A 14,140-nucleotide genomic window follows, 5' to 3' on the forward strand; every position below is an offset into this window, starting at 1 on the left:
TCTTCAGACCCTTATCTTTCGACACCGATCGTCACTTTTTCTCCGTTGATATTCCATTCCTTCACATAGCCTGCCGGAGTGGATTTTTCAACAGAAAGTGCAAGTGTTTCACTGCTGATTTCTGAAGCATGATCTGCAAATACTTTTTCGGCCTTTTCGCTTCCTTCGTAACGGATGTGAATCTTGTCTGTCACTTCAAAATCCGCTTCTTTTCTCATTGTCTGTACCTTACTTATGATCTCACGCACAAAACCTTCTTCAAGAAGTTCCGGTGTCAGGTTTGTATCAAGAACAACTGTAATTCCATTATTATCCTCTGATACATATCCCTCCATCTGTGCTGTATCGATAAGAAGATCTTCTTTAAACAATGTGATTTCCTGTCCATTTACATTGAGTTTCAAAGCTCCTGTTTCATTGACTTCATCCATTGCTGCATTTCCGTCCAGTGATGACAAAGCAGCTTTGATTCCACCCAACATTTTACCATATTTTGGTCCTACTGTCTTTAACTGCGGTTTAAATGTATATGAAGTAAAGGAACGTACATCCTGTGTAAATGTTAAATTCTTTACATTCAGCTCTTCTTTTATAATATCCTGGTAAAATTCAGGAAGCTGTGTTCCTGTCTTGACAAACATCTGTCCGATTGGCTGACGGTTTTTGATATTGGCCGTATTTCTGCAGGCACGACCCATAACGACAATCTTCAGAACCTCATCCATGTTTGCCTCAAGTTCTTTGTCAATAAATGCCTCGTCTGCTGTCGGGAAGTCGCACAGATGAATGCTCTCCGGAGCAGACTTGTCAATGCTTCTTACCAGGTTCTGATAAATTTCCTCTGTCATGAAAGGAATCATAGGAGCTGCCACCTTGCAGAGAGTCACAAGCGCCGTATAAAGAGTCATGTACGCATTGATCTTATCCTGCGGCATTCCTTTTGCCCAGAAACGCTCCCTGCTTCTTCTGACATACCAGTTGCTCATGTCATCTACAAAATCCTGCAGCGCTCTTGCTGCTTCCGGGATCCGGTAATTTCCAAGGTGGTCATCCACTTCCTTGATCAGTGTATTCATCTTGGACAGAAGCCATTTATCCATAACCGGCAGTTTGTCATATTCCAGTTCATATTTTGATGCGTCAAATTCATCAATATTCGCATAGAGAACAAAAAATGCATACGTATTCCACAATGTTCCCATGAATTTGCGCTGTCCTTCTACAACCGCTTTTCCGTGGAAACGGTTCGGAAGCCATGGCGCACTGTTTACATAGAAATACCAGCGGATCGCATCTGCGCCGTATGTCTCCAGAGCGTCAAAAGGATCTACCGCATTTCCTTTGGACTTACTCATCTTCTGACCATTCTCATCCTGCACATGCCCAAGAACAATAACATTCTTATAAGGAGCCTTGTTGAAGATCAGAGTGGAAATAGCAAGCAGAGAATAGAACCATCCTCTTGTCTGATCCACTGCCTCGGAAATAAAGTCCGCCGGGAACTGCTGCTCAAACAGCTCCTTATTTTCAAATGGATAATGATGCTGGGCAAACGGCATGGAACCGGAATCAAACCAGCAGTCGATCACTTCCGGCACGCGGTGCATTTCCCCGCCGCACTTCGGACATTTGATAGTTACATCGTCAATATAAGGACGGTGCAGTTCAATATCATCCGGACAGTTGTCAGACATGGATTTCAATTCCTCAATGCTTCCAATGGAATGCTGATGTCCGCATTCACACTCCCAGATATTTAAAGGAGTTCCCCAATAACGGTTTCGGCTGATTCCCCAGTCCTGAACATTTTCCAGCCAGTCGCCGAAACGTCCCTTTCCGATACTTTCCGGGATCCAGTTAATGGTATTGTTATTTGCGATCAGGTCGTCTTTTACCGCTGTCATTTTGATAAACCAGGACTCACGCGCATAGTAGATAAGCGGTGTATCACATCTCCAGCAGTGGGGATAACTGTGCTCGAATTTCGGCGCGTCAAAGAGCAGCCCTCTCGCCTCCAGATCCTTCAGCACCTCCGGATCCGCTTTCTTTACAAACAGGCCGGCAAATGGCGTTGTCTCTCCCATGTTTCCTTTTTCATCTACCAGCTGTACAAACGGCATATCATATTTGCGTCCTACCTTGGCATCATCTTCACCAAAGGCCGGTGCAATATGAACAACACCTGTACCGTCTGTCAGGGTAACATAGCCGTCGCATGTTATGAAAAACGCTTTTTTATTCTGTTTTGCTGCACAGTCATAAGCACACTGATACAACGGCTCATATTCTTTATATTCCAGTTCCTGTCCTTTGTAAGTCTCCAGAACTTCATAGGCCGGTTTTCCTTCTTCTGCCAGTTTTCCAAGCACTGTATCCAAAAGAGCCTGCGCCATGTAATATACATAGCCGTCTGCTGCCTTTACTTTCGCATAATCTTCTTCCGGATTCACACAAAGACCGATATTGGACGGCAAAGTCCACGGCGTTGTGGTCCATGCCAGAATGTAAGCATCCTCATCCTTTACCTTAAAACGGACGATAGCTGAGCGCTCTTTTACATCCTTGTAGCCCTGCGCCACTTCCTGGGCTGAAAGCGGAGTTCCACAGCGGGGACAGTAAGGAACGATCTTAAAGCCTTTATACAGAAGTCCTTTATCCCAGATCTGTTTCAGCGCCCACCACTCGGATTCGATAAAATCATTGTGGTACGTAACATAAGGATTATCCATATCTGCCCAGAAACCTACTGTTCCGGAGAAATCTTCCCACATCCCTTTGTATTTCCAAACACTTTCTTTACACTTATTAATAAAGGGTTCCAGACCATATTCCTCAATCTGATCCTTTCCATCAAGACCGAGTAATTTCTCAACTTCCAGCTCTACCGGAAGACCGTGCGTATCCCAGCCTGCTTTTCTTGGAACCATATATCCCTTCATGGTGCGGTATCTTGGGATCATGTCCTTAATAACACGGGTCAGGACGTGGCCGATGTGCGGCTTTCCGTTTGCAGTCGGAGGGCCGTCATAGAAGGTGTATGTCTCGCCTTCTTTGCGGTTTTCCATACTTTTTTCAAAAATGTGATTCTCTTCCCAGAACTTTTCTACTTCTTTTTCGCGGTCAACAAATTTCAGATCAGTTGAAACTTTCTTGTACATGTTTTTCCTCCTTGTTATTATTTTGACAGGACACGTAACACTTTTAAGGTTTACTACGTGCCAAATTACAATTTGCCATGTGTAAAACTGCGAATTACCCTGTGTAAAATTGTATTGAATAAAAAAGCTTCCATCCTGTGTATTAGGATGAAAGCTTGCATTCCTTCATTTATAAACCACCTAACATACCAACATATGCCTTCCGGTAACGGCGGATCCCGTCAGTTCCTACTAAGAATTTTATGCTGCCCTTTCGGAAACTGCGACTCTAAAGTGATATTCAGATATATGCTACTTGCACCGGCCTTCCACCATCACCGGCTCGCTTGAACGTTCCCATATATCCTACTGTCTTCGTCATAGTCTTTTACGCATGGTCAATTCTTCTGTTTTTACGTCTTTAAAATTATAAACGGAAACCCTCGACAAGTCAAGTGCCTGCGTTTATCTTCCCCGACGATTCCGGCGCCGTCTGCGCCGCCTTCTTCTCGATCGGCGCTGTGCTGCTATCACAAGCCAAACTGCCAGTAAAACGATAATAATGAGAAGGCATATCAGAAGAAGCTGCCACACCGGCATTTTACTTTCTTCTATTTTTTCCTCTCCGGAAATATCTTTAAACGCTTTATCCCCTGAAAGCTTCACAACTGCCTCTCCTACCGGGTTATCTTGATAAGTGTAACTTAACAGACCTTCTTCGCCGTTTTTCATACGGCTGAGCTCACTGTCCAGATCAGAAAATTTCACATTTTCAGGAAGTGTTACACAGGCATCGTCGGGAATAGATGTTATCTTTTCACTGTCATTCTGCCCGGAAATCTTCACTTTTTTAAAATTGTTAAATCCATATTCCAGAAGTGCTTTTGTATCAGAATACACGTGGCCGGGATAAGTCTTCAATGTAACACATACCAACTTCATTTCTCCGTTATCCGCCAGAGTCACCAATGTATTGTTTGCCTCTGTTGTATATCCGGTCTTGCCGGCCACCGCATAGTTGTAATACTCAGAATTTCCCTCAAGCAGCATTTCATGCTTCTGCTGAAAGATATGTTCCTCCGTTGTACTTGACGCCGGAATTGTATAACTTGCCGTCTGGCAAATCTGTAAAAATTCCGGATATTCAAATAATTCACAGGCAATCAAAGCCATATCTTTTGCACAGGTATAATGCTGTTCGTCCTGCACTCCATTTGCATTGACAAAGTTAGAATTGGAACCGCCCAGGTCCCTGGCTTTCTGATTCATCTGATCCAAAAACCACTGGTAGTCTTCGCCCTGCCCTTTTGCTACCGTTTCTGCCACTGCATAAGCCACTTCGTTGGATGATGCAAGAAGCATGGCATACAACGCCTGTTCCATTGTAATGACATTTCCTTCTTTCATTCCGATAGAAGCATATCCTGACCCCAGACAGGTAAGACTCTCCGCCGTGATCTGCACCTCATCTGTCATCTCCGCATACTCCAGCGCCAGCAGTGCTGTCAATATCTTCGTAATACTTGCCGGGTACTCCTTTTTATCTATGTTTTTTCCATAGAGAACTGCTCCGGTTTCCGCGTCCATTACTATTCCTGCATCGCCATAAATGCCCGGGCCTTCCGCCCATCCGTCCAGCTCATTGGTCTGAACCTTTTCCTTGTAGGTATTCTCCAGTTCTTTTTGGTATGGATCTATCTCCTCCTGTGTACCATCAACTGCTCCCTCCTGCTGTACTGTATCTGTACTGCCTGACTCCGGGGCGGCATAGAGTTTTGGCGCCGCTGCTGTGAAAATATTTACAGCAATAAGCGCGGCGGCAGCTGCCCGTATATATTTCTTCATTCCTGATATTCTCCCTGCTATATCATAACATTTATGCCTTAATTTACGCTCTAATTATGCACTATTATAAATGATTCGGCCTGTATATACAAGCCGAATCTTATTATACCCCGCCAAATACCCTGTCAGCGCCTGCTTTTTAGCCGGTAATCAATTTAAATATTGCAATCAAAATAGAAAATATCGCCACTCCTTTTTTCAGCGGCTGCGGCTTTATCATATCCGCGTTGCGGCTCCCGATCCAGACGCCCGCGCCATGACTGATCATAGAAACCACAAGCAACAGCGCCATAGAGGACGCATCACACTGCATACTATAACCTATGCAGGAAGGGATCGCAATAAAGATAGAATTAAACAGAGCCACTCCCACTGCCGTTTTGACCTGTACGCCGAACGTCACAAGAAGCGGCATTACAAGAATAGGGCCCCCTGCTCCGGAAAGAGCACAGATACACCCTGTCGCCAGACCGAATAAGATGGCCGCAGCAGCCGGAATCTTCCGTTTCCCTGCTTCTTCCCTCTCTTTATCCTTGCGCACCAGTATGGAGATTCCGGAGAGCAGCACTACCAGATAGAGAATCCGTTTCACAATACTTTCATTAATAAGAAGATTCATCCACACCCCGGCAATTGCCCCGATGATACTTCCGATACTGATAGTAACAGCAAGTTTCACATCTAAGTTATCGGACTTATAGTAATTCCGGGATCCCAAAATCCCGGAAATCAGAAAAGCAAAAAAGCTAAGAGCCATCCCCTGGGCTGCCGGCATTCCCATAAATCCGCTGTACAGCATAGGGAGGAGAAATCCGGCAATCCCTGTCAGGCCGATCATTCCCCCTATTATTATATTTGCCGCTATAATAATCAGATACTCTATCAATTGCTTTCCGCCCTTTCCTGATAACTTCTCAGATCATGCAGGATCCTTTCTTCATCCAGTGTCTGTATCTCGTAATCTTTCATCAAAATCCTGCCGCCGCTGACAGAATCCCTGATATCTCCCGCATTCACGCTCTCCATGATCGTGTTGGAAATCTTTCCGTATTCTGCCATATAAATGCGGCTTCTGTCAATGCCGACGATATCAGCTCTTGCTCCCTTTTTCAGAAAGCCGTCTACGCCGTCCTGTCCTCCCAGACACTGCTGTCCTTTTTCTGTTGCCATAGAAAGGATCGTTTTTGCCGGCATAATGGCAGGCTCGCTTAGAGGCACGCCCCAGGTCAGATTCATTACCGAACGGAAAATCTTCATTTCATTAAAGAGACTTAATCCTCCGTGAGCTGCCCCATCCGTCCCAAGCGCAGCTGTAATACCTTTTTTCAACAATTCCGGCGTGTGAGGCGCTGCTTTTCCACAATTGCTGAAAGGACAGTGACATACTTTTATCCCTCGCTTTTCCAGGATCTCTTTCTCGTTTTCCGAAAGGAGAAGACTGTGAGCGCCCAGAAAATTTTCATTCAGCACGCCAAGTTTTTCCAAATATTCATAGGGACGCATTTGAAAACGTTCCATATAAAAATTAATTTCTCCCGGATATTCATTCATATGAGCCTGCAGCATAGTTCCGCGCTCCTTGGCCCTCTGCGCTGCTGCCAGTATCAGCTCCCTGGAGCAGGAGATCAAAGAGCGCAGAGAATAATAGACCTTCAGATTTCCTTTTCCATGGAAGCCGTCATACAGCTCATCCGTCCTTTTTACAGCCTCTTCTGCATCCATGGCTATGGACCGGGGAAGTCCTTTCTGATCCATGGTCGAATAGGAAATCGCTCCTCTAAGGCCGCTTTCTTCATAAACTGCTGCCGCCTCCTCCATGTAATAGCTTCCAGCGTCGATAAATCCGCATGTCCCGGACCGGATCATCTCAACCGCTGCCGCCTGGGTACTTAAGCGCATTTTTTCTTTTGTCAGAGTACTTTCATAGGGAAGCATGATCCTTGTCCAGATCATAGGCATTTCGTCCAGAACTCTGCCCCGAAGAAGCTGCTGTCCCGTGTGCATATGGGCGTCTACAAGCCCCGGCATGTAAATGCATCTGCTTCCGTCTATTTCCTCTGTCCACTGATACTTCTTTTCCAGCTCTTCTGCCGTATCAATATCCAAAATCTTTCCGTCCCGGATCAGGATACTCTTTCCTTTTTCCAGTTCAAATTCCTCATTTAAAAAGTCACCATCCCGGATCATCAGATCTGCCTGCATTTTCATCTTCCTATCCTCCCGGTTAAATTGCGTTTGTTAAGCCAAGTACAAGCTGGGCAATACATGCCGATCCCAGAAAAGTTCCTGTCATAACAAGGACGCCGATAATGATCATCTTCCAGCCCTGCTTTACAAAGGATTTAATCTGATCACTGATAGAAATCCCCGCATACGCTCCCACTAATGTAAGAGGCGCTGTGAAATTGATCTTGTCGGCAGATGCAATGATAAACTCTCTTGCCGGACAAATTGGGCTTGCCACAAGAAGTCCGATAATAGAACAATATGCAATGATCGGAAGTTTCAGGGGCACTACTTTACTGATCACCACAGCCACAGCGGAAATCGCAAGTAGAATGAGGATTCCCGGAAGAGAATCCATGAATCCGACCTCAAATCCCACAAAATTTGCAAGGGCAATTCCCAGCCCGGATATAATCAACAAAAGTCCCCACTCTGCATATCTCATTTATTCTTCCTCCACAGTAATTTCTTCTATTGTTTTCTTTGCATCTTCCGCTTCCTGCTTCTTTCTTGTCAGCACCTCGCTCGGCTCCTTTCTAAGCCTTGCAATAGGCGGCTCCAAAAGTTCATAAAGCTTCTGGGTCAGCGGGATTCCCACAAAAATTGCCACGTAAATTCCTGTCAGTCCCGATAACGTCTCGCTTGTACTTGCAAGCGCCGATATCTGGGTTGCCATATCAGGATATACCAGCGTAAGACTTGCCACAGAACTTGCCATCAGGATACCGGCTCCCACACCGGACGCCATTCCCAGTGCATAGGGATGAAACACGTTCAAAGAGGCGATCATCGTTGCCAGAAATCCGAAATAAATCGTTCCAACCATACCGCCTACAACATAAATTGAAAGACTTCCTCTTGTTTCCGGCGAATCCGGTCCGAACATATCTGTAATCAGCGCCAGATTAGACTCTCTGTTGATAGAATGAGTTGCCCCGATAGCCTCTCTCTTCAATCCAAGAAGGAGCGCTACCGGCAATGCAAAAAATATCGTTCCCAAATTTCCCACTTCCTGGAACAAAAGAGCCGGACCGGCCGAGAGCACTGTTTCCAGGCTTGCCCCCGCATTGATCCCAAGCTTTGCAATAAAAGGGCAGATTGCCACAATAACCAGCTTGGAAGCTGCTTTTACTTCTTTTTTCTTAAAAATCTTCAACACTTCAGGACCGGAAATAATTCCCAGAAGAAGCGAGTAAAAAATAGGAAATAAGATCAGTGTCCCCGGACCAAGCGGAACTTTGATCTGTCCGATGGAATCGGCGATTACAATAAAAACAAAAGCCAGAAGAAAGATCTTATATTCTGCCTGAAATCTCGCTTTTGTCGACGGATACATGTAAATTTCCTTTTTCATAGATACCCTCCCATTTCTCTTCCATACTTGTCTTTTATCTATTATTTTCACTTATAACACGCGAGTATTATATAAGAATCTCTTCATTTAAAAAAGGACAAATGGGATGTTTTTGACACATTTCCATAAAATTATGTCGGAATTTGTAGTATACTATAGGAAAAGAAAATGTGGGGGAAATGAAATGACACTGGAAGAGCTTCTTTTGAAGGTTCCTGAACTGGAAAATTACATTCGCTATATGCCGGAAGAGTTGAAAAACCGGTACACGATCAAAACCTATGCGCCAAAAACGATCATCCATCAAAAGGATGAGCTTTTGGATTATTTCGGTATTGTGTGCGAAGGTTATCACCGGGTTATCAATGAATTTGAAAATGGAAATGTCTTTATGATCGAAAGAAATGATCCTATTGATTTTGTAGGAGAAGTCACTATACTGGCCGGGAAGGAACGAACCTCTGTCACGATCGAAACGCTGACAGAATGTACGGTCCTCTATTTTTCCAGAAAAGATTTTGAAGACTGGATCTCAAAAGATATCCACCTCCTAAGATTAGTTTCTCAGAAGGTGGCCTATAAACTGTACCGTTCTTCTTATAATAGAGGAAACCGCCTCTTTTATCCCCCGCAGCACCTGCTTTTAAAATATTTTCTTCAATATGCGGACGAATATCAAACTTTCGTCATCCGCCGCACGCGGGAGGAAATGCACGAGGAAACAGGCATCTCCGTCAAGACATTGAACCGCACCATACATGCTTTAAAAGAAGCCGGACTGATCGGCATTACGAGAGGAAAAGTCTCCTTTACTCAGGAGCAGATTCGGGCGGTCAGGGAATACCTTGCTCAAAAGACACCCTGATTCCCGCACCATGTCATCGTATAGTCAGGCTCTTTTGTCTCCTCATCTGTTCCTTCAGCAGAAATCGTCAGACCTTCCCGCAGATAGAAACGGACTGCAGCCTCATTTTTCTGATAAACATTTAAAGAAAAACTGTCATGCTTTCCCTTCACATAGTCAAGCAGAGTTTTTCCGATTCCCATAGACCGGGACCGGCGATCCACAAAAATTCCGGCAAGATAGTCTCCCGCCATACCGACGAATCCCCGGATGGCCGGAGTCTGCATTTTATCTTTCTTTTCTGTTTCTTCCTCATATACGTAAATCTCTGCCTCCGGAAGCTGTTCCTGTACCGAGTCATAGTGAGATTTCCAATAAGACGCATCTATAAAATCATGGGCTTCCACATTGCCATCAAGCCATATCTGCATCACCTGATGTATGTCTTCCGGTTTAAATTTTCTGATCATCTTTTTGTCTGTCCTTTCTCAAATTTTAACTGTACTGCCGCGCCAGTCTTTGGATTTCTTCCTTCATTTGAGCCACGACTTCCTCCGGCCCGAGAATCTTCACCCTCTCTCCAAGGGAAATGATCCATCCGAAAAACTGTGTGCTGACATGGACATCCACATTGACTGTAAAATGTTCCTCATCCGACGGAATCAGCATGATATCCTTTCCAAACCGGTCAATGATCACGCCTGCCAGAGTATTTTCCACCAGGAGCTTCACCTTCTCTTCCCTTCCGCCAAACATGCCAAAGCTCTTTTTCGCATAATCTGCCATATCCAGCTTCTTAAAATGTTCCTTTCCTTCCCGCTTCTCATCAGACATCTGAAGCCGCAGCATCTTATCTACACGATAGTGTTTAATTTTCCCGGCCTCGGAATCGTACCCGATCAGATAATAATTTTCAGCGTCCCAGGAAAGTCCCCACGGGCTGATATGGTAATAGGCGCCGTCATGACGCAGTTCCATCTCCTTTTTCACATTCCACTGAAAATACTGGAAGCGGATCTTACGGTTTTCGGAAATCGCATTGTGGATCGTATCTACTGTATAATAAATACTTTCATTCATTGTTTTGATCCGCCCGGAAACATATACCTGCCGCTGGAGCTTCATGGCTTCGTATTTGCTGACCAGCTTCTCCAGCTTCCGTATCAGCGCATTTGTCTTCCGCTCGGTAATAAATTTTGACGACTGGATCGCATCCACCAAAAGCTTTAATTCCGGCAGCTCAAAAGGTCTTTCCACAACATGATACCGGTATCCGCCGCCGACAGGCTCTCCTTCTACCTCGATCCCCAGTGCTTCCAGATCTTTTAAATCCGCATAGATCGTTCTCCGGTCAGCAGTAACCTCATATGCTTCAAGAGCGCTCATGATCTCCGGCATTGTAATATAGTGGTCATCATCTGTATTTTCCAGCATGATCTGCGCAAGATGGTATAACTTTAATTTCTGGTTGCTTCCTTTTGGCATGTCTTCTTCCCTCTCTTTACAGGGTATGTATCATAAGTATAACATAGCTGGTAAAATTATTGTACACCAAAAGGAGGACGCAGACTCTTTTTTCTTTTACTCTTCCATCCACTCTGCATAATCCGCTTCACTTGCAAACAACTGATATTCTCCGTCAACATATCCCATATAACCGTTTTCTGTATTGTAACCTTTCATCGTTCCACTCTCCTTTTTTGTTCCAATCAACTTGTTTAATCATAAGATACCGCAATAGGTGTCGTATAAAAACGACACCTATTAAAAATTTCAAAAAATCTTATTTTTTGATTTTCACATAGAAAGCGGAACGAAGCGAATATCTTACAGATAATTAAAGTCGGGCAAATATGTTCTTTGTTTTCATAGCAATAGACAAAGAGACAATTCCGGAGAATAAAATGACGGCAAATTCCGCCCCTTTTCCCAATTCAAACAAAATACCGTAAAGTGCATTGCCTAATGGCTGGGCGCATGTAGAAACAGTGATCATGACCGCAATCACCTTTCCTACTAAATTTTTTGGCGTCTCCGTCTGTATAAATGACATCATCTGTACGGAAAAAACAGTGGAAAACACCATAACCGCAAAACAGCATAATACAATGACTATATAATTTATCGTTTCAGATGGAGTCAGCAGTAAAGTGAAACTCATGGGAAATACAGATAAGGCGCAGGCGGTCAGCAGATTGCCTGCTCTTTTAATCGTCAGCTTTTCTCTGAATATACCTGCACACATGGCTCCTGCCAGTCCTCCTCCCGCAAGAGCTCCTTGCGCGAAACCGTAAAGTGTATTTGCCCGGGTTTCTTCAAAACTCAAGACTTCTGTTATCAAATACGGCAGTGCAACCACGATCATAGCAGATAAAAACAAATTGATTCCGCTGATCACAAGGAGACATTTGCCCACAACCGGCTTTTCTCTGCGAATAAAATAAACGCTTTTGGTAAAATCCTTTTTCACAGTTTCCCATATATTTCCTCCGGAAATCTGTTTCTGAAATGGTATTTTTATAAAAATTTCCATGACCGCTGACAGGAAAAAGCAGATTCCGCAGATCAATAATACCGCTTCTAACCCATAGGCGCTGTATAAGATACCTCCAATCACAGGTCCCGTCAAGGAAGAAAAAGAGTTGACCGTATTAATAACAGAATTTGCCGCCATGAAATTCTCCTGGTCAGTAAGATCCGGGATACTTGCCTGAACAGACGGCTGATACGTCCCCGCAATTCCATACAAAAGCATTAATGTGACCGTAATCAAAAGGACAATGTTTATTTCCTGCATAAAAAACAAAAATCCTAAAATCAATGCGCTGGTCAGAAAATCCAGGACTACCATAATGTTTCTTTTATTCACTCTGTCTGAGATCATTCCTCCTACAGGAGATAAGAGAATAGATGGAATAAATGCACATGCTGTGACTGTTCCATAAAGTGCAGACGAACCTGTCAGATTCAGCAGATACAGAGGCAATGCAAATCTTACTGCCGCATTTCCGAATAAGGAAATAATCTGCCCGATAACAACCAGTGTAAAATCTTTCGTGAACAATTTTTTCTTCATTTAGATAAATTCCTCCTTTTAATACCGCACGTTGGTATGTATAATTTTAAAAAAAGAGAACTGTCCGGTAAATTGGAGCATATCAATAATCTGCTTATTTTGCCGGACAGCTCCTTTTATTTGTTTTTCTGATAAATCGTTGTCAGCTCCTGTATCCTCTCGATCATTTCCTCGTCCATGATATCCAGTCCGAAGCCTCTCATCATCTCACTGAATACCATAAATTTGGAATAGGTTTCCTCTTCTGTATTTCCGAATATCATAGGATTCATCCAAATGTTAGCCACGAGTATGATCAGCTCCGCCAGCTGCTTTGGATATTCTGTCCGGATACTTCCATCGAGAATGCCCTGCTCAATGATGGGAAGAATATAGTTTGGCGCCACTTCTTCTATCGTGTCACTTAGCAGCGAAAAGAGAAGTTTTGGATTATTACTGAAATTCGGAGCAACTGTAAAAATATCATTCTGCACAGGACGGCAGATCGATGCTTTGAAAATTGTCTTTAACTTTTCTTTTCCGTTAAGATCCTGCCGGTCTCGAATTTCCATCAAAGTCCGGTTGGATTCCTCCGTCATACGATCCGTCACTGCCATTAAGATCTCTTCTTTTGATTTAAAATGATGATAGATGGCTCCTTTGCTAAGTCCTCCCAAATTATCAATAATATCCTGAATAGAGGTATGCTCATACCCTTTCTCCATGAACAGCCGGAAAGCAACATCTAATATGAGATTGACTGTCTCTTCGGGATGTTTATTTCTTGCCATTTTATTCACCTCTCAAATACATACTATTAGTATGTATACAGTATCATACCGTCAGTATGTTTGTCAATTGGTTTCTCTTTCCAAAAATATTTTTCGTCAAAAAACGGAGGCTGTTTATACCTCCGTTTTAATTAAACACGTATAATCCTGACTCCGGATTTTTTCGCTTCTTCCTTTTCCTCTTCCGTGAAATTCCTGTCTGTAATAACCGCCGTGTAATCTGCCAGATGACTGACCTTTGCCATGGCCTGTTTGCCAAACTTTGATTCATCTACTACCAGATATCCCCGGCTGCATCGTTCCAGAGCCATTCTTTTTAAAAATGCCTTGTCTACCGTCGGCGTCGAAACTTCTAACTCTTCATTAATGGAAGCAGCGCCGAAAAATCCCACATCAAATCTGAAATTTTCCAGCATTTGAGTTGCATAATATCCAAGCATACTTCCTGTACTTTTCTGTACCACCCCTCCGCAGAGCAGAATCTCTGCCGGGCTGTTTTTCAGAAGTCCTGCTATTTCAAGATCGTTTGTCACAACCATAATATCCGATACATCCTGAATCACTTTTGCGATTTCATATGTAGTTGTCCCCGCATCCAGGTAGATATTATCTCCGTCTGAAACCAGCGACCGGCAGGCCGCTGCCAGTTTCCGCTTCTCATCTTTATGGCTGGTACATTTATCTGCATAGGCTACCTCCTGCTTTGCCACCGCACCTCCGTGGCACCGCTCCAGTAAATCGTCCTCCTGCAGTTTTTCCAGATCCCTTCTTATTGTCATAGTGCTTACCTGCAGGTTCTGCGCCAGATCTTCTACCTGTGCGCTCCCCTGCCTTCTGATAATTTCCACTATTTTAGCCTGTCTCTCTGCCGCCAGCATACAAATCACC

The 14,140-nt window shown here is 43.9% G+C and carries 12 protein-coding genes; 1 reads left to right on the forward strand and 11 read right to left on the reverse strand.

The window, feature by feature from the left end:
* Positions 1–11: 11 nt before the first annotated feature.
* The 6 genes from ileS to EUBC25_RS06905 all read right to left on the reverse strand — a co-directional run bounded on the left by ileS (position 12) and on the right by EUBC25_RS06905 (position 8,562).
* Complete coding sequence (gene ileS, locus EUBC25_RS06880) at positions 12–3,158, reverse strand: isoleucine--tRNA ligase (protein WP_230107425.1); 3,147 nt, start codon at positions 3,156–3,158, stop codon at positions 12–14.
* A 444-nt stretch (positions 3,159–3,602) separates the two neighbouring features.
* A complete protein-coding gene (locus EUBC25_RS06885; RefSeq protein WP_230107426.1) occupies positions 3,603–4,982 on the reverse strand; it encodes a D-alanyl-D-alanine carboxypeptidase family protein in 1,380 nt (459 codons plus the stop codon).
* Positions 4,983–5,121: 139 nt separating this feature from the next.
* Complete coding sequence (locus tag EUBC25_RS06890) at positions 5,122–5,868, reverse strand: sulfite exporter TauE/SafE family protein (RefSeq protein WP_230107427.1); 747 nt, start codon at positions 5,866–5,868, stop codon at positions 5,122–5,124.
* Positions 5,865–7,190: an amidohydrolase family protein gene (locus EUBC25_RS06895; RefSeq protein WP_311135888.1), complete on the reverse strand. Its 1,326-nt coding sequence runs from the start codon at positions 7,188–7,190 to the stop codon at positions 5,865–5,867. Before EUBC25_RS06895 ends, EUBC25_RS06890 begins: the two co-directional genes overlap by 4 nt.
* Positions 7,191–7,206: 16 nt before the next feature.
* Positions 7,207–7,653 carry a hypothetical protein gene (locus EUBC25_RS06900; RefSeq protein WP_230107428.1) on the reverse strand — a complete coding sequence of 149 codons (447 nt, stop codon included), beginning with the start codon at positions 7,651–7,653 and terminating at the stop codon, positions 7,207–7,209.
* Positions 7,654–8,562, reverse strand: coding sequence for a DUF3100 domain-containing protein (locus EUBC25_RS06905; RefSeq protein WP_230107429.1), 909 nt, complete (start codon positions 8,560–8,562; stop codon positions 7,654–7,656). It lies immediately after the preceding gene.
* Between the two features lie 184 nt (positions 8,563–8,746).
* On the opposite strand from EUBC25_RS06905, the gene EUBC25_RS06910 reads away from it, so the two are divergent.
* The gene (locus tag EUBC25_RS06910; protein ID WP_230107430.1) at positions 8,747–9,427 is read left to right on the forward strand and encodes a Crp/Fnr family transcriptional regulator; all 681 of its coding nucleotides are present in this window, start codon (positions 8,747–8,749) and stop codon (positions 9,425–9,427) included.
* Here the strand turns inward: EUBC25_RS06910 and EUBC25_RS06915 are convergent.
* The 5 genes from EUBC25_RS06915 to EUBC25_RS06935 form a co-directional block, all read right to left on the reverse strand.
* Entirely contained in the window at positions 9,412–9,876 is a 465-nt protein-coding gene (locus EUBC25_RS06915) for a GNAT family N-acetyltransferase (RefSeq protein ID WP_230107431.1), read from the reverse strand. The genes EUBC25_RS06910 and EUBC25_RS06915 overlap by 16 nt on opposite strands.
* A 25-nt stretch (positions 9,877–9,901) precedes the next feature.
* Positions 9,902–10,891 carry a helix-turn-helix transcriptional regulator gene (locus EUBC25_RS06920; protein WP_230107432.1) on the reverse strand — a complete coding sequence of 330 codons (990 nt, stop codon included), beginning with the start codon at positions 10,889–10,891 and terminating at the stop codon, positions 9,902–9,904.
* Between the two features lie 352 nt (positions 10,892–11,243).
* Positions 11,244–12,482 carry an MFS transporter gene (locus tag EUBC25_RS06925; RefSeq protein ID WP_230107433.1) on the reverse strand — a complete coding sequence of 413 codons (1,239 nt, stop codon included), beginning with the start codon at positions 12,480–12,482 and terminating at the stop codon, positions 11,244–11,246.
* 116 nt (positions 12,483–12,598) lie between these two features.
* Positions 12,599–13,252, reverse strand: a complete 654-nt coding sequence (locus tag EUBC25_RS06930; RefSeq protein ID WP_230107434.1) for a TetR/AcrR family transcriptional regulator — start codon at positions 13,250–13,252, stop codon at positions 12,599–12,601.
* 131 nt (positions 13,253–13,383) lie between these two features.
* Positions 13,384–14,130 (reverse strand): DeoR/GlpR family DNA-binding transcription regulator, encoded by a 747-nt coding sequence (locus tag EUBC25_RS06935; RefSeq protein ID WP_230107435.1) that lies wholly within the window; start codon positions 14,128–14,130, stop codon positions 13,384–13,386.
* Positions 14,131–14,140: the final 10 nt, after the last annotated feature.

It is taken from the genome of Claveliimonas bilis (assembly GCF_020892095.1).
GTDB lineage: Bacteria > Bacillota > Clostridia > Lachnospirales > Lachnospiraceae > Claveliimonas > Claveliimonas bilis.